Source organism: Paraburkholderia sp. Cy-641, assembly GCF_011752945.1.
Taxonomy (GTDB): Bacteria; Pseudomonadota; Gammaproteobacteria; order Burkholderiales; family Burkholderiaceae; genus Paraburkholderia.
Map to the genome: position 1 here is coordinate 39,704 of NZ_VWWM01000051.1, position 20,956 is coordinate 60,659.

Here is a 20,956-nt window from a genome sequence, read left to right on the forward strand (position 1 = left end):
CCTACTGATGATAAACATTCCTACGATGACAAGCACCTTCGGCGTGATGCGCGCACCGCGCGAACTGATCTTCGGCGACGGTCAACGCGGCGTGCTCGGCGAAGTCACGGCCTCGCTTGGACGCAAGGCGCTCGTGTGTACGGACCAGCGTTTCGCGGCCTCAGCCGCGATGGACGGCATTCGCGCCGATCTGCGCGCGAAAGGCATCGACGTGATGGTGTTCGACGGAACGCTTGCCGAATTGCCCTCGGACAGCATTCACGCCTGTGTCGAGCAGTGCCGCGATTTTTTGCCGGACGTCGTGATCGGCGTCGGCGGCGGCAGTTGCATGGACATGGCGAAGCTCGTCGCGCTCCTGCTCACGCACGGCGGTCCACTCGATCAGTATTACGGCGAGTTCAAGGTGCCCGGTCCGGTGCTGCCCGTCATCGCGATGCCGACCACATCGGGAACGGGCTCCGAAGTCACGCCCGTCGCCGTGCTCGCGGACAGCGCGCGCGAGCTGAAAGTCGGCATCTCGACGCCTTATTTGATTCCGCACACAGCTATCTGCGATCCGGAACTCACTCATACGTGCCCACCGTCGCTCACGGCGCTCTCGGGTGCGGACGCGCTCACGCATGCGATCGAAGCGTTCACCGCGATTCGGCATCCCGCCGAGCCGCTGCTGTCGCGTCAGCGCGTGTTCGTCGGCCGCAATCGCTTCAGCGATCACCACGCGCTCGAAGCGATCCGCGCAATTTTCGGGTATCTGCAACGCGGCGTGAACGATCCCGGTGACGCCGAAGCGCGCAGCATGCTCATGTATGGGTCTGTCTGCGCCGGTCTCGCGTTCGGCGCGGCGGGCACGGCTGCGGCGCATGCGATTCAGTATCCCGTCGGCGCGCTGACGCACACGGCGCATGGACTCGGCGTAGCCGCGCTCTTGCCCTACGTGATGCGCTTCAACGCGAGCGCATGCGAGCCGGAGCTGGCGCGCATCGGCGAGGCGATCGGTTTGGAGGGATCGCAAAGCGCGCTCGCCGCGGCCGCCATCGAGAAAACGCGGGCGTTGTGCGCCAGCATCGGCATTCCACGCACGTTGGCGGACCTTGGACTCGAGCGCGATCAGATCGACTGGGTCGCGGAGCAGTCGATGCTCGCTGCGCGACTCATCAACAACAACCCGCGCAAGCTCACGCTCGACGATGTGAAGTCTCTCGTGCGCAACGCATTCGAAGGTGCGCCGGCCGATGCCGGCGCGCTCGCCTGACCCGATCCTCTCCTGGAGACATGACCAAGTGCACAAACCTTTGACCGCCTACGATCTGCCTAACGAACTCTTCATCGACGGCAGGTGGAGACCGTCGGTGTCCGAGCGCCGCATCGACGTGTTCGATCCGTCGACCGAAGCGCTCATCACTTCCGTGCCCGACGCGACGCTCGATGATGCCGCCGCCGCGCTCGATGCCGCGCAGGCCGCGGCCGGCGCTTGGGCCGCGACGCCGCCGCGCAGGCGCAGCGACATCCTGCGCCGCGCGTACGAGCTGATGACGCGCGATGCGGAGAAGATCGCCCAACTGATCTCGCGCGAGAACGGCAAGGCGCTCGGCGATGCGCGCGGTGAAGTCGCGTACGCGGCGGAATTTTTCCGCTGGTACGCGGAGGAAGCGGTGCGCATCAACGGCGAAATCAGCATCGCGCCGAGCGGGCAGGCGCGCACCATCGTGCAGTATCAGCCGATCGGCATTGCGCTCTTGATCACGCCGTGGAATTTTCCGGCGGCGATGGCGACGCGCAAGATCGGCCCCGCGCTTGCGGCGGGCTGCACCTGCGTGCTCAAGCCGGCGACGGAAACGCCGCTCACTGCCTTCCTGATTGCTCGGATACTGGCGGAAGCCGGCGTGCCCGATGGCGTGGTCAACGTGCTGACGACATCGACCGCGGGCAAGCTCACGAACGCGATGCTCGACGATCCGCGCGTGCGCAAGCTGTCTTTCACCGGTTCGACCGAAGTGGGCCGCGTGCTCCTGCGCAAGGCGGCGGATTCCATCGTCCATTGCTCGATGGAGCTCGGCGGCAATGCGCCGTTCATCGTGTTCGACGACGCCGATGTCGACGCCGCGGTCGAGGGCGCGATGATCGCGAAGATGCGCAACGGCGGCGAAGCATGCACGGCGGCGAATCGTCTCTATGTGCATCGGAAGGTGCTCGCCGAATTCAGCGAAAAGCTCGCGCAGCGCATGGGCGCACTCGCCGTCGGCGATGGCGTCGACGCGAGCACGCAATGCGGGCCGCTCGTGAATCGCGCATCGCTCGACAAGGTCGGCGCTCTCGTCGACGACGCACGCAGCAAAGGCGCACGTGTGATGACCGGCGGCGCGAAGCTCGATCGCGCAGGCTTTTTCTTCCAGCCGACCGTGCTCGCCGATGTTCCCGCCAATGCCGACCTGCTCCATGAGGAGATCTTCGGGCCAGTCGCCCCGATCGTCGCCTTCGACGATGAAGACGAAGCCGTGCGTTTCGCCAACGACACCGAATACGGTCTCGTCGCGTACGTCTACACGCGTGACCTCGCGCGTGGCATGCGCGTGTCGGAGCGCATCGAGAGCGGCATGATTGCGCTCAATCGCGGGCTCGTCTCCGATCCGGCCGCGCCGTTCGGTGGCGTAAAGCAGAGCGGCCTCGGACGCGAAGGAGCGCATCACGGTCTTCTGGAGTTCATGGAGGCGAAGTACATTTCGACCAACTGGTAATGCACGCGCCGCGCGGGCCCTCGCATGAAAGCCAGTTCCCGCGCGAATTAGAACACGGGACATGAGACAAACATCAACTAGGCCGGGGGCATGGCGCTGAACGTACTGGGCGAAAGGGATCTGAAAACTATCGGGATTTGCCGATTCATATCCCCTTCACTGCGCAAGCGAGTGTGGTTGTGCCCGACCGGAGGCTTTCCGAAAGCGCCGGAGATTGAATGGCTTGGACAGCTGATTAACTAATCAAACGGGTAATACAGCGGTTTAGAACGGAGGGCTGGAATTGCCTGTATTCTCTGCGTCTCAGGTACAAGCTATGAGCAATCACCTAACTTTGCGAAAATTAATCGACCTCTGAATCGTCGGTTCATTGAGCATTCCAATCCTGCACGGATCTATAATGAACTTTGATAGCAGTGTCTTTCGCTTGGCCAAGCTTCTTCTTGTGGGCATGAGCTTAATGAATCTAAATCACGCTCAGGCAACCTCATATCCCATGCCTAAGGCAATCTCCAGATATACCTCACCCCAGCCGTCTGAGGGTTTAGACAGCATGACGGGATCGCCTGGTCGAACGCTCGGATTGGAGCGCATTTGCGGATCGTGCCAAGTGGAGAAGTTCACTGACGAATGCGTCGGACGTCTGGAAGGTCCAAGCTTCGACCGGGATGGGAATCTGTGGATGGTCAGCCCAGCGACAGGAAGCATTTTTCGCGTCTCTGAAGACGGGCACTGTGAAGTGGTCGCACAGACGCCTGCGCCAAACGCAACGCGCTTTTCGCGAGACGGTCGCCTTTTTGGGGTGGACAACAAATTAGGCGTATTTTGGATTGATACGCATACCTTGAAAGTCACGTTCGTCACCGACAAGTTTCGCTCTGAAAGCTTTCACGGGCTTGATGACCTGTACTTCGACAGCGAGGGCGGACTATACCTCACAGATGCCTATGGTTCGAGTGTACTAAACCCTCAAGGGCAACTTTTCTATCTCTCCGCAACTGGGGAAGTACGAAAATTGATCTCTGGGCACCTCGCTTTTCCAAATGGCGTCGCGTTGTCTCCTGATGAGAAAACGCTGTATATAGATGACTTTGAGTCTAACCGTATAATTGCGTTGCCGGTAAGAGCGCCCGGCGATGTTGACGTTGATCTGGCGTGGGTCTTCGCATACCTGAACGGTGGCCGAGGGCCGGACAGTATGACCGTTGACGCAAGCGGAAATCTTTATATCGCTCATTACGGAGCAGGAGAGGTCGACGTCTTTGATCCCCACGGCTTCTATTATGGCGCCATTCGCTTGCCGCCCGGCGCAGGAATGGTGCCCTCGAACGTTGCTCTACATAATGGTTTTCTCTACATTACTGAGATGGATCAGCACACTGTTTGGCGAGTACCGGTAAGGACGAGAGAGATCTCTCGGTAATTAACGGGATCGCAATCGTGATGACATGGTGGTGGTAGGCTGACGACGATTCCGTTGTTCTTACCAATTGCGCGGCGCGGGGTGCTGTGATTCAGCGCCACGATAGGCAGGAAGGGTTACCACCATTCCCCGATCAACGCAGTTTGCCGTTCCACACAGGAAACTGGTATGTCGAATAATCTCATCATTTTCGACACGACCTTGCACGATGGCGAACAATTGCTCGGTGCGTCGATTAACGTGGGGGAATCCGAAATTCTAGACAGCTTGAACGATTGTGCGTCGAGGTGATTGAAGCGGATTGCGCCGCGATCTATGAAGGCGAATTCTAGGCAATTCGTTCGATCGCGAGTGAGGTGAAAGACAGCGCAATCTGTTCTCTTGTGCGTGAAAAAAGCGTGATATTTCGCAGGTAGCCGAGACTTTGAAGCGAGCCCATGGTTTTCGCATCGATACGTTTATTGTAACGTCGACGTTGCACATGGAGAAGAAGCTGCGCATGTCGCCTGATCAGGTATATGAGCAGGCGCGGTGCGCGGTGCGCAGTGCGCAGTGCGTTTGGCGCGCGGCCTTCCCGATGACGTCGAGTTCTCGTCAGAAAACGAGCGTCGCTCTGACCTTGACTTTTTCTGTCGTGTGTTAGAGGCAGTAGTCGACGAAGGCGCGAATACAATTAGTGTGTCCGACACGGTTGGCTATGCCGTGTCAGACGAGACCGCGCCAAAGCGGGCGCTATGTCGCAATATGATGGGCATGATCGTTGACAGCGAGCGCGGGATACTGTCGCTCGATGCATTAGCATAGCTGCTCATTCAGAACCGCGGTCTTCATCTGAAGAGGATCCCGCGCATGGACCGGTCGCCAAGCTATCTGTTGCCGCTTCACGAATCGCTTTCTGACCACTTGGTTGAGAGTCGACTCGACGAAGCTCGCGGTGATCGGCTCGCCATGGCTGTAGCGGTCTCCGTAGTTCACTATGAAGCGCCGATTGTTCTTGAGGTAACCAACCAACTCCTCCAGTTTGGCCAGCAGCCTTACCGCCTCGGGACTGCTATCCGGAGCGAGTTCCCCAACCCAAGCTTTCACGCCGGATAAGGGCAGCCGGGCCAGAGGCGCCACTTTGCACTGCGCAGCCTATCGACCAGCCCGTCGACGGGGAACTTGCATGCGGGTATGCCATGTCAAACGGCTTCAATTGCGATGGCGGTGGCTTCGCCACCGCCGATGCACAGGCTCGCGATGCCGCGCTTGAGCCCGCGTGCGTGCAACGCGTGAATTAGCGTTACGATAACGCGGGCACCTGATGCGCCGATTGGATGCCCAAGCGCGCACGCGCCGCCATTCACGTTGACTTTGTCGTGCGACAGGCCGAGTTCGCGCATTGCAGCCATCGGGACCACTGCGAACGCTTCGTTGATCTCGAGCAGGTCGACGTCGTGTAGATTCCAGCTGGTCTTTTCCGCCAACTTGCGCATCGCTCCGATGGGGGCAGTGGGAAACAGGTTTGGCTTGTCGGCATAAGTCGTGTGCCCGGTGATCACCGCTTTGGGTGTCAGACCGCGCCGTTCTGCCTCTGAGTGGCGCATCAGCACGAGGGTGGCTGCACCATCCGAAATCGACGACGAGTTTGCCGCCGTCACAGTGCCGCCCTCGCGGAACGCGGGCTTGAGCTTCGCGATCTTGTCGAGCTTTGCCTTGCCCGGCTGTTCGTCGATCGCAACCAACGTTTCTGTCTTGCCCGAATGCACAGTTACCGGTGCGATTTCTTCCTTGAAGCTTCCGTCGGCAATCGCGCGTTGCGCACGTGTGAGCGAAGCAATCGCGAACGCATCCTGGGCATCGCGCGTGAGCTCGAAAGCACCCGCGCAATCCTCGGCAAACGTGCCCATTAGCCGGCCTTTGTCGTACGCGTCCTCGAGTCCATCGAGAAACATATGGTCGAGCACCTGGCCGTGGCCCATCCGATAGCCGCCGCGCGCCTTAGGCAGAAGATACGGAGCTTGTGTCATGCTCTCCATGCCGCCGGCCACCATCACGTTCGCTGCGCCAGCGAGCAGCAGATCGTGTGCCAGCATCACGGCCTTCATGCCCGAACCGCACATCTTGTTTATCGTCGTTGCGACTACCGAGAACGGCAGTCCTGCCTTGAGCGCTACTTGCCGTGCTGGTGCCTGCCCTTGGCCTGCCGGCAGCACGCAGCCGAAGATGATCTCATCGATCTGCTCGGCGGGCATGCCGGCATGTTCGAGTGCGCCGCGAATCGATACAGCACCAAGTTCGCTTGCGCTGACGGCGGCTAGGTCGCCTTGAAAACCGCCCATCGGTGTGCGCGCTGCACCGACGATGACTATTGGATCGTATGTCGTCATGGTTGTTTCTCCTGTTCCTGTGTTAACGAGATGCCATCCGCAGTGCACCGTCGAGACGAATCACTTCGCCGTTCAACATCGTGTTTTCGGCGACATGGCGCACGAGCGCGGCAAATTCCTCTGGTCGTCCGAGACGAGATGGAAACGGCACGCTTTTGCCTAGTGAATCCTGTACTTCCTGCGGCATCGAGGACATCATCGGTGTTTCGAAGATTCCCGGTGCGATCGTCACAACCCGGATGCCGAAGCGTGCGAGTTCGCGCGCTACGGGCAGCGTCAGCCCGATCACGCCGTTTTTCGACGCCGCGTACGCGGCTTGGCCGATCTGTCCATCGAACGCCGCGATCGACGCGGTATTGACGATCACGCCGCGCTCGCCTTCGGCGTCGGCTTCCTGCTTCGACATGGCGTCGGCCGTGAGCCGGATCATGTTGAAGGTGCCGACTAGGTTGATCGATACCGTGCGCGTAAAGCTTTCCAACCGATGCAGCCCCCCGCGCCCGATTATTTTTTCTCCCGGCGCAACGCCTGCGCAGTTAATAAGGCCGTCGATACGTCCAAACGCATCGATCGCGGTGGCGATTGCTGCCTGTCCGTCGCTCTCGCTGGTGACGTCAGTACGCTGGAAGAGGCTCGAAGTGCCTAGTTTGCTCGCCAGTGCGGCGCCTGCTTCGGCGTTAACGTCAAGCAGCAGGGCCTTGCCTTGCTGCGCTATGACCATGCGCGCCACTGCAGCGCCTAGGCCCGAACTTGCGCCAGTAATGACAAATACTCGATTGGTGATATTCATTTGCTCCGTCCGTTCAGGTGTGTGCTGCATTCTCGGTTTCCTGTTTGCGCAACATGAAGCCCTGAGTTGTGCCGCTTAGGGTTTCGGCAATGCATCGACGAATTCGATTGCGCGCGGATAGGCGTGCGCCGAGAGTCGCCGCTTGACGTGCTGAGTCAGTTCTTCGGCTAGCAGCTGGGCTGCCTTGGTGCATTTGCTCAGGTAGGATGAAGGCCTTGACCATTTCCGTGCGTTCGGGGTCGGGGGCGCCGATGACCGCCGTCTCGCAAACAGCCGGATGCGCGATCAACGCGCTTTCCACCTCAAAGGGGCCGATGTGGTAACCCGATGACGTAATCAGATCGCCAGCACGGCCGGTGAAACTGATGCTGCCGTCGGGCTCCAATTCGACGTTGTCGCCAGTACCGTAGTAGCAGCCAGCGAAGGCTGGTGTGTTCTGACGCCGGTAACTGGTGAACCAGAGTGGAGGCGAGTGTGCAATGTCGATTGCGAGTTCGTCAGGTTGGTTAGGAGCGAGTTCGTTGCTTGTCGTCGAGTGCCGCGACACGGTAACCAGGCATGACAAAGCCCGCGGAGCCTAGTTTCAGCGGCTCTTCCGCATTGCCGACGACACGAAGCTTTCCTTTTACGCGTGCACCGGCGTCCGTGCTAGCCGCCATCAGCAGTCGGTATATGGTTGGCGAGCCGGCGAGGCTCGTGATACTGAGCCGTTTGATCAAGTGAGATCTCCGTGCAAGGTCAAGGCTTCCGTTTCGATGCGAGATCGGGCTACGGCGTCTTCGTAACTGCGTATCGACCGGGTGATAGCTTCGACTGGCATGGCTGTCTCCTGATTGGCATTTCCGCTTGGTGCGTGGCAGATTTACTCTGAATGGTATGCAGCTTGAACATTGCAATCAATGACAAACGGAATCTAGAATTTTGATTACTTTTGTCATGTCTGGAGGCCGCCAGATGAAGCAACAAACAATCTCACCGGCTTTTGTCGAGGACGCGCTTGCATGCCTGCGGCGGCAGGGATTTGCGCCAGAGCCAGTGTTGCAGGCGGCAGGGCTGGTTGCTGCCGAGCACGAGCCCGTGACTGCCCAAGAGTATGGCCGGCTCTGGCTCGTCATCGCCAAAGCGACCGATGACGAGTTCTTCGGTCTGTCCACGCGCCCGATGCGGCACGGCAGTTTCGCGCTGCTGTGCCATGCCGTGCTGCACGCGGGCACGCTCGGCAAGGCGTTGCGCCGCGCCCTTCAATTCCTGCGCGTGGTACTGGAGGATCCGCATGGCGAGCTAGTTGTCACGGACGGCCAGGCGCAGATCGTGTTGAGCGGCAAAGCCGGTCCGTATCCGGCCTTCGCATATCGGACGTTCTGGCTGATTCTGCTGGGATTAGCCTGTTGGCTGACCGGCCGCCGTATCCCGCTACAACGTGTCGATATTGCGTACCCGAGCCCCGACCAGCGTGCCGATTACCTTCAGTTTTTCGGGGTGCCTGTCCATTTCGACCAGCAGCAGACCCGCCTCATCTTCAACGCCAATTGGCTCGACCTGCCCCTCATTCGGTCTGAGCAGGCGCTGAAGGTCTTTTTGCGCGGCACTCCTGGCACTCTGCTTGTGCGCTACCGTCACGATGCCGGATGGGTGGCGAAAATTCGCGCACATCTGAAAGCCGTACCCACGGCCAACTGGCCAGACTTCGACAGGCTGGCTCGGCAGTTGGGTATAACGCCCGCGACGTTGCGCCGTCGCCTGCGTAGCGAGGGTCAGAATTTTTCATCTCTCAAGGACGAGATGCGAAGCGCGCTCGCTCAGTCATTGCTGCGCGATAGTGAGCTCAACGTGGCCGAGATTGCTAACGAACTGGGCTTTACGGAGCCGAGCACGTTTCACCGCGCATTTCGCAAATGGACTGGCGCCAGCCCGGGCGCATTTCGCCGCGACTTTCGCAAATCCGGGCCGATGTGTCGCACTCTCTATGATTGAGTCTGGTCTGCGAGTGCGCCGATTTCGGCGTCTTCGGGAAACGTGGACGGGTAAAACGCGAAAATCCACACATTGCACGAATACGCTCGAAATGAATGCCTAAAAGGCCAGTGCAGAAAGGCCGCCCGGTTCGGCTGAAGATGTTCCAGCAGATGGGCGAGCAGGATATATTAAAGAATGCTTTATGAATGTCAGATCGGAGTTCGAATCGAATACGAAGACGACGGAAACCATGGATCCTCGAAGTGGATGAGAATATTCAGAGGCACTCGCGAGGATGGCGGAATTCGAGTGAGGTTCCATCGAGCGCGTGAGGGTGCTCATGCGCCGTTACTCTAAATCCGATGCCCCGTGCCGATTTTCCGCGAAAGCGGCACAGGTAAAGAGTTGGTCGCGCAAAACATGCATCGGCTGAGTCGTCGCAAGGACTTTCCATTTGTCGCATGAACTACGGCGCCTTTCCCGAAGCTCTACTCGAAAGCGAACTCTTTGAAGGTGCCTTCACGGGCGTGCGCAGGGGCGGTAAGGCCTCACGCGAAGCGTTGAAGTTCAATGGAAACGTTGCGCGTGAGGCCCACATCGGAGTTGCTCGGCACGTGCTGAAATGACTGCCCCCTAGATACCTGTTGAGGATGGCGCACATCGCCGCAGGACAAACGACGTTCGCCGATGATCCTCCAAAACTATATGCGTGTACAAAGAAATTGACCTTGGTTGCAGCGCGACTCGACCAGTTCCTTAGCCGGAACGGTGTGGCGATCATGCTGCACTTCGAAGCGCGGGGATGCGTAACCTGCTCGCTCATCTGCTGGAACATCTTCAGCCGAACCGGGCGGCCTTTCTGCACTGGCCTCTTAGGTATCGACATACTGCATATGAGCTGATTCTCCCATCAGTAGAGGCCGGTTCGCCTCGGCTACCTCTCGTAGATAGTCCCAAAGCGCAGCAATTCGTCGCAACTTGCGGAGGTCCTCCCTGCAACTGATCCAGAAATGACGTGTAACTACAACCTCGTCAGGGAGAATAGGTGCAAGCTGGGGATTAGAGGCTGCCATAAAACAGGGTAGAATTGCTAGCGCTTCTCCTTGTAGCGCTGCTTGATACTGCGCGATAACGCTGGTGCTACACAGTCGAGTCGTCACATTGGGTAAAGTCCGGTTGAGGTAGAGGAGTTCACTACTGAAGGCAAGATCGGCCACGTAATCGATAAATATGTGATTGCGCAAATCGGCGATGGACTGGATCGGGGCATGGCGTGAAAAGTAGTCATGTGCGCCGTAGAGGCGGAGCTGGTAGTCACAGAGTCGCGTGAAAACGTATTGCCCACGCTTCGGACGCTCAAGAGTAATTGCCATGTCTGCTTCTCGTTTCGACAGGCTTACAAAATGGGGAACAGGAAGAATATCGATGGAAACATCGCGATGGGCAGCAGAAAAACGAGCGAGTTGCGGTGAAAGGAAGAAGCAGCCAAACCCTTCAGTTGAACCTATCCGTACATGTCCCGATAATTCCAGAGCGCCGCCGGTGAACTGTTCGCTGGCGGAATGCACTGCTGTCTCTACCGCATCGGCGTGGGAAAGCAATCGCTGACCATCAGGTGTTAAGGTGAAGCCATCAGTACGGGATTTGTCAAAAAGCACAGTTCCTAGCACTGACTCGAGTTCACGCACGCGTCGCGCGACGGTCGTATGATCAACACCGAGCCGCTTGGCAGCGGCGCTTGCGCGTTGGGTGCGAGCTACTTCGAGAAAAAAGCGCAGGTCATCCCAATTCAAGTCCGCTGCCCTCTGTGTTGTGCCCTTTTGCATATCGGATGCGCCTTTTCGTCTATTTTTCCGTGGAAATTTAAGTAACTATACTGGCTCACAAGCCGCTGCGACATTTGTGGTGTGCTAGCAGCGGACAGACGGTAGAAGTCGCTTTTCTAAATCAGAGCAATGGCTACCGGGCGGCGGTACTGCTAGTTCCTCTCGTTTCCTGCAAGGCATGCCGTTGAGGGAGAGTGAGGTGGCGCGATGCTTATGGTGGTCGAACACGTGTCCAAGGGGAACAAGGTTTTTTTCGGCAATCTGACGCAAACGGGGGCTGATCCTTTCGTCAATTGCGATGGTGGTTGTCATGGCGCTGCCGGAACGGGATCTGTTTGCTTGGGAAGGACGGATAGCATTCGCGTCAGCATCATGCTCGTGCTGATCGGCTGAGTTATCGGTGTGTGGGTACCTACAACTTCACTAAGGTACTTCAAACGTGAAAGAGATGCGTACGGAACGAAGTAGCGCCTCGGTCCAGCGGCGCGCAATCTTCTTCTGTCACAACTAAGGCCGCGCGACGGTCATAGGGTCAATACCGAACCACTGGACCGCGCCGCCTGAGCATTGGAGACGCATTACTTCGAGTAAAAATCGCAAGTCATCCCGATTCAATTCTATCGTCCCCTTCTGCGTTGTGCTTTTTTGCACATCGGATGCGCTTTTTCGTCTATTTTCCGGGAATTTTTAGCTGACTATACTAGCTCGCAAGCTGCTATGCCGTTTGTGATGAAGTCACTTCAGAACAGGCATGAGAAATCGGTTTCAAAACATTGGCAGGAGGTAATGCATGGATGTGCGTTCCACGGTGGGTGTTGCTGGCGTTTCTTCTCGACGGGCTCGTACTCGTGACTACATTCTGGCTGGTTGGGCTAGCATGGCCGGCACTACGATCGAGTGGTACGACTTCTTTCTTTACGGCACGGCAGCCGCGCTGATTTTCAACAAGGGTTTTTTCCTCGCGCTCGACTCGATTTTCGGGACGCTCGCAGCATTCGTAACGTATGGCGGCCGCCTCATTGGGCAGCCGATGGGGGCATCCTGTTCGGCCACTTCGGCGACCGTCTAGGCCGCAAGTCGATGCTTCTGCCGATACTCTTTCTGATGGACATTCCGAGCATGGCTATCAGCCCGATTCCGTCATACCAGAGCATTGGGTACTGGGCAACTGTGCTGCTGGTGACCGTGTGTTTTCTGCAAGGCATGGCGGTCGGGGGCGGGTGGGGTAGTGCGGTGCTTATGGCGGTCGAACACGCGCCCAAGGGCAGCAAGGGCTTCTTCGGTAGTCTGCCGCAAACGGGGGGGGGCTTCGGCCTGATCCTTTCGTCAATCGCGATGGCTGCCGTCACTGCACTGCCGGAATTCGATCTGTTTGCATGGGGATGGTGTGTACCATTTCTCTCCAGCATAGTGCTCATCAGCTGGGTTATCCGCGTGCGGGTGCCAGAATCGCCCGATCTCGAGCACATCAGGAAAATGAGCCAACCGGTGAAGGCTTCGGTTCACGAATTGCTGCGCCGGTGGCCGCGTGAGTTGCTGCTCATCATCGGTGCGCGAACTGCAAAAAACACTTGGTTTTATCTCGTGGTCGCCTTTGCTCTGTCCTACGCGGCCAATCAGCTCAAAATTCCCAAGGCGGAAATTCCGCATGTGATTACCGCAATGGATGTCGTCTCTTTGGTGACGATGCCGTTCTATGGATGGTTCAGCGACCAGATCGCACAGCAGCGCCTGTTTCTGATCGGGCTGGTTGTGATAGGAGCCTTTGCTGCCCTGTTCTTTTCGACGCTCGAAATGCTTAATCCCGCGATGATGTGGTGGGCAATCGTACCTCGGTATGGGCGTTGTGTTTTCCGTGCTGTATGCACTGGAATCGCAACTCTTCGCGTCACTGTATCCCAATCTTGCTACAGATTGCCGGTGGGATTGGCCGAGGAATCGCACCGATGATCGTCACCGCATTGCTCGTGAGTGGCGGACGGCTCTATTACGTAGTGGCTATATGGTTGCATAGCTACGATCGGGTTCATTACACATTGCTGATGCGCTCATACGCAGATTGAACTTCGCGTGTCTCCGGGGGATTCACCGTGTTCGCGCGGGCGGAAACGCTGTTTTACTTAACCCGTAATAGAGAGCTCAAGATGAATGCTATCACTCAGGAAGCAAATACTCAGATGTCGACGGTCAAGCTGTTGATCGGTGGTGAATTTGTCGAATCGAAAACGACAGAATGGCGAGAGGTGACGAATCCCGCGACACAGGAGGTATTGGCACGAGTGCCGTTCGCTACGGCGGACGAAGTTGATGCTGCAATCAGAAGCGCTCACTTCGCATTTGAAAAGTGGAAGAACACGCCGATCGGCGCGCGTCTGAGAATCATGCTCAAGTATCAGGAACTCATCCGGAAGCATATGTCCCGTATTGCGAAAACGCTGACCGCTGAGCAGGGCAAGACGCTGCCGGATGCTGAAGGCGACATTTTCCGCGGCCTTGAAGTGGTCGAGCATGCGTGCTCTATCGGCACGCTGCAGCAGGGTGGTTTCGCTGAGAACGTGGCAGGTGGCGTCGATACGTACACGCTGCAGCAGCCGCTCGGTGTATGCGCTGGCATCACGCCGTTCAATTTCCCCGCAATGATTCCGCTTTGGATGTTTCCTATGGCGATCGTCTGCGGCAACACGTTCGTGCTCAAGCCGTCCGAGCAGGATCCGCTGTCGACAATGCAATTGGTTGAACTGGCACTTGAAGCCGGCGTGCCGAAGGGGGTCCTGAACGTTGTGCACGGCGGAAAGGAGGTGGTCGACGCGCTATGCACGCACGAACTCGTGAAGGCTGTGTCCTTCGTCGGTTCGACGGCGGTCGGCAAGCACGTCTACCGTCTCGGCAGCGAACATGGCAAACGTGTGCAATCGATGATGGGGGCCAAGAACCATGCGGTCGTTCTGCCTGATGCGAACCGGGAGCAGGCGATCAATGCTCTCGTGGGTGCAGGCTTTGGGGCGGCTGGTCAGCGCTGCATGGCGACCTCGGTCGTCGTGCTGGTTGGCGCGGCTCAGCAGTGGATCGGAGACCTTGTTGAAAAGGCCAAGGCACTGAAAGTGAATGCAGGCCACGAGTCCGGCACGGATGTCGGTCCGGTCGTCTCCCGGGCAGCCAAGGCTCGTATTCTCAGTTTGATCGAATCAGGTGTTAAACAGGGCGCGACGCTCGCCTTGGATGGGCGTAATGTCAAAGTGAGTGGCTACGAAGACGGAAATTTTGTTGGCCCCACGATTTTCACTGACGTAAAGATAGACATGGACGTCTACACCCAGGAGATCTTCGGTCCTGTGCTGGTTGTTCTGATAGCAGCCACGCTCGACGAAGCGATCGCATTGGTAAATGCAAACCCGTTCGGTAACGGTGTCGGACTGTTCACTCAAAGCGGTGCGGCGGCACGCAAGTTTCAGAGCGAAATCGACATCGGCCAGGTCGGCATCAACATTCCGATTCCGGTGCCGGTGCCGTACTTCAGCTTCACGGGTTCGCGCGGCTCGAAGCTCGGCGATCTGGGTCCGTATGGTAAGCAGGTCGTGCAGTTCTACACACAGACGAAGACCGTGACAGTGCGTTGGTTCGATGACGTGACCGTCAACGACGGAGTCAACACGACAATCAGTCTGCGCTAAGCGCGGTATTGAGTTTTAGCGTAAGGAGACACAATCATGAAGATTGGGTTTATCGGATTGGGCAATATGGGTATGCCAATGGCGCTCAACTTGCTAAAGGCTGGTCATTCCCTATCGGTCTTTGATTTGAGCGCACAGGCTGTGCAGGCACTCGTCGATGCAGGGGCGAAGTCGGCAGAATCGCCAAAAATTGCTGCTGCAGATGTCGAATGCGTGATAACGATGCTACCCGCGGCGGCGCACGTACGACACGTGCTGACTTCCGATGACGGCGTGCTTGCAGGGATTACGCAAAGCGTGACTATCATCGACTGCAGCACGATCGATCCTCTGAGCGTGAAGGAGTTCGCGGAACTTGCGACCAAGCGTGGCAATGTGTTCGTCGACGCACCGGTTTCGGGAGGCACTGGTGGCGCGGCGGCGGGTACTTTGACCTTTATGGTTGGCGCGAGTGCTGCGCAGTTTGAAGCGATCCAGCCTGTGCTCGCCGGCATGGGGCGCAACATCGTTCACTGTGGCGATGTGAGCACCGGCCAGGTTGCGAAAATATGCAACAACCTAGTGCTGGGCGTCACAATGGCGGGGGTTGCAGAAGCGATGGCATTGGGTGAAGCGCTCGGCATTGATCCGAAGGTGCTCGGAGGAATCATGAACACATCGACTGGGCGCTCATGGAGTTCTGACACTTACAATCCGTACCCTGGCGTCATCGAAACTGCACCCTCGTCGCGTGGCTATACGGGGGGGTTCGGTACGGACCTGATGTTGAAAGACTTGGGCTTGGCAACCGACGCCGCAAAAAGCGCGCGACAACCCGCGTTCATGGGTGCTCTTGCGCAACAGCTATACCAAACCATGTCGACGTATGGAAATGGAAAACTCGACTTTTCGTCTGTGATTCAGCTGTATAGGAAAAACCGATCATCCGACGTGCAATAACAGGCAATAGATGATTCCTCCCGTCAGTGTGCATTGGCATGCCCGTTGTCGGGAGGAGGAATCCATAGTTCTACGTCTGGGGAAACATTTGGAATTCTCCCCAGCTTGAAGAAAAAAGCGTCGCATTGCTGTTCTCGTGATGAACGCAAGTTTCGGACGATAGGAAAAGTTTGAATCATATATCGGGACAGTTCTTCGAGCGGGCGTCGAACCACAGATTATTGAAGAGATCTTGTCGACGGTGAGTGTCCGCGCCGGGGTATGCACGTCGAATTCTAGATATTCCATTGCAGGAAAAGTACTGAAATAACACGATGTGTCTGATGTAGACTCGTTGACCAAATTTTATTTATTTAATTAATTTGTGAAATTATTTTCACCGATTTGCACCGACATGTTAAATATTCAGAAAGAAGCCATCAGGATGCCTCAGGTTTGCACTCGCAACCCATTCTGAGTGTGCCAATGGAGGTGGTTTAGTCGAACGAATATGCGTTCCACAACACTCCGAAATGGAAGTGGAATAAGCCTTTCTTGTCTTTGTAAATTTGATCATCCGCCGTGCGTGGATATATTAAATGCAAACTGACGCCCAAACCGTTTCGGTTCAACTTTTGAATGAGACGCTATCCATCGCGGCCTCGCACGGCTCGGACGTGTCTGCGATCCTCCGTAGAGTGGGTATGGAAAAAGAAAATATCAGTTCACCAAACAGCAGAATTTCTTCCGATGAGTACGGAAAAATCTGGGTGGCAATCGCCGATGATTTGGACGATGAATATTTTGGCGAGGATCCACACCCAATGCGCCGCGGTAGTTTCGCGTTAATGGCAAACGCAGCGTTGGGCGCGATAAATGGGGAACAGGCATTGGAACGCGCGGTCAGATTTATGAGACTTGTCCTCGACAATATCGAGGGCCGTATCGTAAAAAATAGTGAGAACGTGCGACTCGAGATGATGTATCGCCACACCAAGCCGACGATGTTCGCTTACGCGACCTACTTTATCCTTATCTACGGACTTATCTGCTGGCTTGTTGGGAGACGTATTCCCGTCATTCGAACTGTCTTGGATTGCGACGTCCCAACGGCCGTCGATGAATACAGGTTGATCTTTTCTGAAGATATGGTTTTCTCTGCAGATACCACACACGTCGATCTATCCGCAGAATTTCTGAATCTCCCAATTGTGCAATCCACTAAAACTATTGAATCTTTCCTGCAAAACGCCCCGGGAAATTTCGTAACAAAATATCGACGGTCGAATTCGTTGGCCGGACGAATCACTCAAATTCTAGAAACCTCTAACGTCACGAGTTGGCCTGATGCCGATAAGTTGGCTCGAACCCTGAGACAGGCGCCCGCAACTATGCGACGAAAGTTACGAGCTGAGGGCGTGAGTTACCAATCTGTGAAGGATCACACACGTTGCCGCCTTGCGACAGAGTTACTAAGAAATACTGATAACTCAGTTCTAGATGTTGCATTGGCCGTCGGCTATGCAGAACCCAGCGCTTTTCACAGAGCATTTCTTAAGTGGATGGGCATAACGCCTGGAAAATACAGGGCGGAAGCAGTTAAAAAAAAAGAAGCCCCGCAAGAATGTAGAAAACATGATCTTTGATCGACAGATATATGGCGTATGTGAGGAGCCAGCGAAAGCGAGGGAGCGCAGGTCGGCGAACTTGCAAGTCGGCTCCGGCGGATTACCGATCATACTTTCAACTCGGCGATCACCGATTAGAGGTATGTCGATGGTGCGTTCGTACACCCAGATTTTGGAAAATTAATCGACCTGGAATATGGCACAAATGGAGGCAATGGGGCGATCAGGCTGTGTTGCAAAACCGCTCACTGAAAATGATCGGTCACAGCATCGTACATGTTCAGTGGAATTTTTATAATCGCTATGAACGGTGAATCAACGGTAAATCCTGCGACTGAAGTGTCGTGTACATCGGTGTGCCGGCCCAGCGGAGCGATCTGAACAAGGAAGAGCTATGCAACACTATCTCAATGAAGATCAGCGGATGATTGCGCAGGCGGCGCGCGATTTTGCGATTGATCTTCTAAAACCTAACGCCGCAAAATGGGATCGCGATAGCGCATTGCCCGATGAAGTTGTGCGGCAGATGGGCGAGCTGGGTCTGCTGGGTATGATCGTTCCTACTGAGTGGGGCGGTTCATACACCGACTATGTCTCGTATGCTCTCGCTATTGAAGAGATCGCCACTGGCTGCGCGTCATGTGCTGCAATGATGAGCGTGCACAGTTCTGTCGGTTGTGGTCCAATCCTCGCGTACGGAACCGAAGAGCAAAAGCAGCAGTATCTTCCTGAGCTTGCTTCCGGCCGCTCGATCGGGGCTTTCTGTCTCACCGAACCTCAAGCTGGCTCTGAGGCGAACAACATTCGTACTCGAGCCGTAAAAAAAGACGACCGCTGGATCCTGAATGGATCGAAGCAGTTTGTGACGAATGGCTCTCGCGCAAAAATCGCGATTGTCTTCGCGGTAACCGATCCCCAATTGGGGAAACGCGGTATCTCTGCATTTATCGTCCCAACCGGCACGCCGGGTTTCATAGTCGGGCCATCTGAATCGAAACTTGGAATTCGCGCTTCGGATACGTGTCCAATTTCGCTTGAGGATTGCGAAATTTCAGAGAAATCAATCCTGGGTGAGCGTGGGCAGGGCTTGAAAATCGCGCTGTCCAATCTTGAGGGCGGCCGGATTGGCATTGCCGCGCAAGCAGTTGGTATTGCAAGATCTGCTTTCGAAGCAGCATTTCGCTATGCAGGTGAGCGCACTCAATTCGGCAAAGTAATTAAAGATCACCAGTCAGTAGCTAATATGCTGGCCGACATGGAAGTGAATATTAATGCGGCCCGCTTGCTCGTTCATCATGCAGCACGTCTGAGGAGCGATGGTTTTCCGTGTCTTTCGCAAGCATCGCAGGCAAAGCTATTTGCATCGGAAGTTGCTGAGCAAGTTTGTTCGAAAGCAATTCAGATACACGGTGGCTATGGTTATCTGGAAGACTACAACGTCGAGAGACACTATCGTGACGCTCGAATTACTCAGATATACGAGGGAACGAGCGAGGTTCAACGAATGGTTATTGCCAAAAACATTCGGTTGGATGGGTAGAGATTTCCATTAAAGAATGAGTCTTGGGTTTGCTGCAATCGAATTTATCGGTGAAATTTAAACATTGTCGAATGGGTGATGCTCAATGATTGAAATCGATTTTTTTCACGAAGGAAAAGTCGCACTTATAACGCTTAAACGTCCGCCGGCCAACGCGTTCACTAGCGATGGCCTTAAGTCCCTTGAAGAGACAATCGGCACCTTGGACAAGCAGGCACAAGTGCGTTCGGTTATTGTCACGGGTGACGGAGCCAAGTTCTTTAGTGCTGGCGCAGATCTCAACACGTTTGCCGACGGAGACAAAGAGGTTGCAAGGAATGCGGCGATGCGGTTCGGTTCGGCATTCGAAGCGTTGCAAAATGCTCGATCCGTGGTGATAGCAGCAATTAATGGGTACGCAATGGGAGGAGGGCTCGAATGCGCTCTTTCTTGCGATGTGCGTATCGCTGAGCGCCATGCTGTAATGGCACTTCCTGAAGCTGCAGTTGGCTTGCTGCCGTGCGGCTGCGGTACCCAGACACTACCGTGGCTCGTCGGTGAAGGTTGGGCGAAAAGAATTGTCCTCACAGGTGAGCGCGTAAATGCTGAAACAGCTTTACGAATTGGATTGGTTGAAGAAATGGTTGAAAAGGGTGCTGCTCTTGACTATGCGCTAGAAATGGCAACACGAGTCGCGACTCTAAGCCCAGAGGCTGTAAAGTTCAGCAAAAGCTTGATTCATCAGGCACGGAATGGAGTGCCTCGCTCTGGCGCATTGTCCGTGGAGCGAGAGCGCTTTGTCGACTTGTTCGACGGAGCTGATCAACGGGAGGGTGTGAATGCCTTTCTGGAGAAGCGTTCTCCCGTCTGGTCAGAAAAGTGAATAGTGAAATCTAACTCGAGCGCGGCATCCAATACGGACATAAGAGAAGATGTTGGAGTCGTAGTTATATTTGGCTTGGTAAATATAGTTTCGATTATATCTGTTAATAAATAAAAATCTATGGATATGCCGAAAAGGAGGTGAAATTGATTTTTGGAGAGTTATTAAGAAGCTCCGGATTGATGGCGAAATCGTATCTCTGATATTTGAAGTAAACATTGAAAAAGAGTTGCGCGAAAATGGTGGCGTAGGAGATGTTTATAAATCGATAGGACAGAGGGCGTTGATCGGACAGTATTCGTCTTTCCACAAATATCTAGTCGATTATGCAATGAGTGAGTTTCCGAAACCGATTATTGTGCTGATTAATGACATCACAGTGACTAGCGGCACGGGAATCGTTCACAGGGCGTGGCTTCGGATTGCAACTGAAAGTACAAAAATTGCCATGCCAGAGGCGAGAATAGATTTGCTATCGGACGCTGGTGCTAGTTATTTTCCAGTGAAACTTCCTGAAGAGATCATCTTTTATTCGTCTCTTTCAGGGCAACGTTGACCGGACGAGATGCGGTCTTGTGGGCTGGCAGACATCTTCGTATCGTCCGGTTGGCTATCGTCCTTTGAGGAAAGATTGAGGACGATTTCTAGACGCCGTCTTGATCCTGCGTTACCAGACATATTACTGAAGTCCCTTCGAGAAATATTTGGTGTGTTCGGCAGGAGACGTAGCTCATACAGCATCAAAGCGACTCATGTCATTAATTAAGAGGAATTTTGCGTCGTCTCGGACTACGGAAAGAATTGTTTGGTCGATAGAAGATAGCTTGGATAATAGGAGAATTAAGGCATTCTGGATGGCTGAGTGATATTCGACACTCACCGTTTCGTCCGTCCGTTCAATTGCTGCGATGTTTGGGAAGCAAGTTTGCCCGATGAGTAGGTGGTTCCAATGTGGTTTCAGAAAAGCGTGACTGTGCGAGATTGCGGGCGAATGTTCGTGAAATATCTTGGAGGCGACAGATATGAAAATTATTGTAGCTGTAAAGAGGGTGGTCGACTACAACGTGAAGGTCCGGGTCAAGTCGGACGGCACGGGCGTCGACATCGCAAACGTGAAGATGTCGATGAATCCGTTCGACGAAATCGCGGTGGAAGAGGCGGTGCGCCTGAAGGAAGCGGGCGTGGCGACCGAGGTGATCGCGGTGTCGGCGGGTGTGGCGCAGTCGCAGGAAACGCTG

15 protein-coding genes and 6 pseudogenes are annotated in these 20,956 nt (G+C 55.5%); 15 read left to right on the plus strand and 6 right to left on the minus strand.

From position 1 onward, the window contains the following. The first annotated feature begins 25 nt into the window (after positions 1-25). The 4 genes and pseudogenes from F3J20_RS24215 to F3J20_RS24230 all read left to right on the plus strand — a co-directional run. The gene (locus tag F3J20_RS24215; protein ID WP_167284743.1) at positions 26-1,252 is read left to right on the plus strand and encodes an iron-containing alcohol dehydrogenase; all 1,227 of its coding nucleotides are present in this window, start codon (positions 26-28) and stop codon (positions 1,250-1,252) included. A 28-nt stretch (positions 1,253-1,280) separates the two neighbouring features. Then, positions 1,281-2,735 carry an NAD-dependent succinate-semialdehyde dehydrogenase gene (locus F3J20_RS24220; protein WP_345889916.1) on the plus strand — a complete coding sequence of 485 codons (1,455 nt, stop codon included), beginning with the start codon at positions 1,281-1,283 and terminating at the stop codon, positions 2,733-2,735. A 400-nt stretch (positions 2,736-3,135) separates the two neighbouring features. Further along, complete coding sequence (locus tag F3J20_RS24225) at positions 3,136-4,158, plus strand: SMP-30/gluconolactonase/LRE family protein (protein WP_167284745.1); 1,023 nt, start codon at positions 3,136-3,138, stop codon at positions 4,156-4,158. A 168-nt stretch (positions 4,159-4,326) separates the two neighbouring features. Then, a pseudogene (locus F3J20_RS24230) lies at positions 4,327-4,869 on the plus strand (2-isopropylmalate synthase); the annotation flags it as partial. A gap of 87 nt (positions 4,870-4,956) precedes the next feature. Here F3J20_RS24230 and F3J20_RS24235 read toward each other — a convergent pair. From F3J20_RS24235 to F3J20_RS24250, 4 genes and pseudogenes are all read right to left on the minus strand, one after another. Further along, positions 4,957-5,312 (minus strand): annotated as a pseudogene (locus tag F3J20_RS24235) (ISKra4 family transposase); the annotation flags it as partial. Positions 5,313-5,339: 27 nt separating this feature from the next. Continuing rightward, positions 5,340-6,527, minus strand: coding sequence for an acetyl-CoA C-acyltransferase (locus F3J20_RS24240; RefSeq protein ID WP_167284746.1), 1,188 nt, complete (start codon positions 6,525-6,527; stop codon positions 5,340-5,342). A gap of 22 nt (positions 6,528-6,549) precedes the next feature. After that, positions 6,550-7,317, minus strand: a complete 768-nt coding sequence (locus tag F3J20_RS24245; protein ID WP_167284747.1) for a 3-hydroxyacyl-CoA dehydrogenase — start codon at positions 7,315-7,317, stop codon at positions 6,550-6,552. 13 nt (positions 7,318-7,330) lie between these two features. Continuing rightward, complete coding sequence (locus F3J20_RS24250; protein WP_345889917.1) at positions 7,331-7,882, minus strand: hypothetical protein; 552 nt, start codon at positions 7,880-7,882, stop codon at positions 7,331-7,333. 389 nt (positions 7,883-8,271) lie between these two features. On the opposite strand from F3J20_RS24250, the gene F3J20_RS24255 reads away from it, so the two are divergent. After that, positions 8,272-9,291, plus strand: a complete 1,020-nt coding sequence (locus F3J20_RS24255) for an AraC family transcriptional regulator (protein WP_167284748.1) — start codon at positions 8,272-8,274, stop codon at positions 9,289-9,291. A gap of 130 nt (positions 9,292-9,421) precedes the next feature. Here the strand turns inward: F3J20_RS24255 and F3J20_RS32240 are convergent. Beyond that, positions 9,422-9,541 (minus strand): annotated as a pseudogene (locus F3J20_RS32240) (IS5/IS1182 family transposase); the annotation flags it as partial. 63 nt (positions 9,542-9,604) lie between these two features. Between F3J20_RS32240 and F3J20_RS24260 the strand changes: the two are divergent. Further along, positions 9,605-9,821: pseudogene (locus F3J20_RS24260) on the plus strand (sigma 54-interacting transcriptional regulator); the annotation flags it as partial. 324 nt (positions 9,822-10,145) lie between these two features. Here the strand turns inward: F3J20_RS24260 and F3J20_RS24265 are convergent. Beyond that, complete coding sequence (locus F3J20_RS24265) at positions 10,146-11,099, minus strand: LysR family transcriptional regulator (protein WP_167284749.1); 954 nt, start codon at positions 11,097-11,099, stop codon at positions 10,146-10,148. A 213-nt stretch (positions 11,100-11,312) separates the two neighbouring features. Here F3J20_RS24265 and F3J20_RS24270 point away from each other — a divergent pair, with 213 nt between their 5' ends. From F3J20_RS24270 to F3J20_RS24310, 9 genes and pseudogenes are all read left to right on the plus strand, one after another. Beyond that, positions 11,313-11,492, plus strand: a complete 180-nt coding sequence (locus F3J20_RS24270; RefSeq protein WP_167284750.1) for a hypothetical protein — start codon at positions 11,313-11,315, stop codon at positions 11,490-11,492. 484 nt (positions 11,493-11,976) lie between these two features. Further along, positions 11,977-13,162 (plus strand): annotated as a pseudogene (locus tag F3J20_RS24275) (MFS transporter). Positions 13,163-13,243: 81 nt separating this feature from the next. Further along, positions 13,244-14,770: a CoA-acylating methylmalonate-semialdehyde dehydrogenase gene (locus F3J20_RS24280; protein ID WP_167284751.1), complete on the plus strand. Its 1,527-nt coding sequence runs from the start codon at positions 13,244-13,246 to the stop codon at positions 14,768-14,770. Positions 14,771-14,806: 36 nt separating this feature from the next. Then, on the plus strand, positions 14,807-15,709 hold the full coding sequence (gene mmsB, locus F3J20_RS24285; protein WP_167284752.1) for a 3-hydroxyisobutyrate dehydrogenase: 903 nt from the start codon (positions 14,807-14,809) through the stop codon (positions 15,707-15,709). Positions 15,710-16,287: 578 nt separating this feature from the next. Beyond that, positions 16,288-17,334: an AraC family transcriptional regulator gene (locus F3J20_RS24290; protein ID WP_167284753.1), complete on the plus strand. Its 1,047-nt coding sequence runs from the start codon at positions 16,288-16,290 to the stop codon at positions 17,332-17,334. Positions 17,335-17,710: 376 nt separating this feature from the next. Then, positions 17,711-18,856 (plus strand): acyl-CoA dehydrogenase, encoded by a 1,146-nt coding sequence (locus F3J20_RS24295; protein WP_167284754.1) that lies wholly within the window; start codon positions 17,711-17,713, stop codon positions 18,854-18,856. 85 nt (positions 18,857-18,941) lie between these two features. Next, positions 18,942-19,718 (plus strand): enoyl-CoA hydratase, encoded by a 777-nt coding sequence (locus tag F3J20_RS24300; RefSeq protein WP_167284755.1) that lies wholly within the window; start codon positions 18,942-18,944, stop codon positions 19,716-19,718. 283 nt (positions 19,719-20,001) lie between these two features. Continuing rightward, positions 20,002-20,274 (plus strand): enoyl-CoA hydratase/isomerase family protein, encoded by a 273-nt coding sequence (locus F3J20_RS24305; protein WP_275691483.1) that lies wholly within the window; start codon positions 20,002-20,004, stop codon positions 20,272-20,274. Between the two features lie 466 nt (positions 20,275-20,740). Continuing rightward, positions 20,741-20,956: pseudogene (locus tag F3J20_RS24310) on the plus strand (electron transfer flavoprotein subunit beta/FixA family protein); the annotation flags it as partial.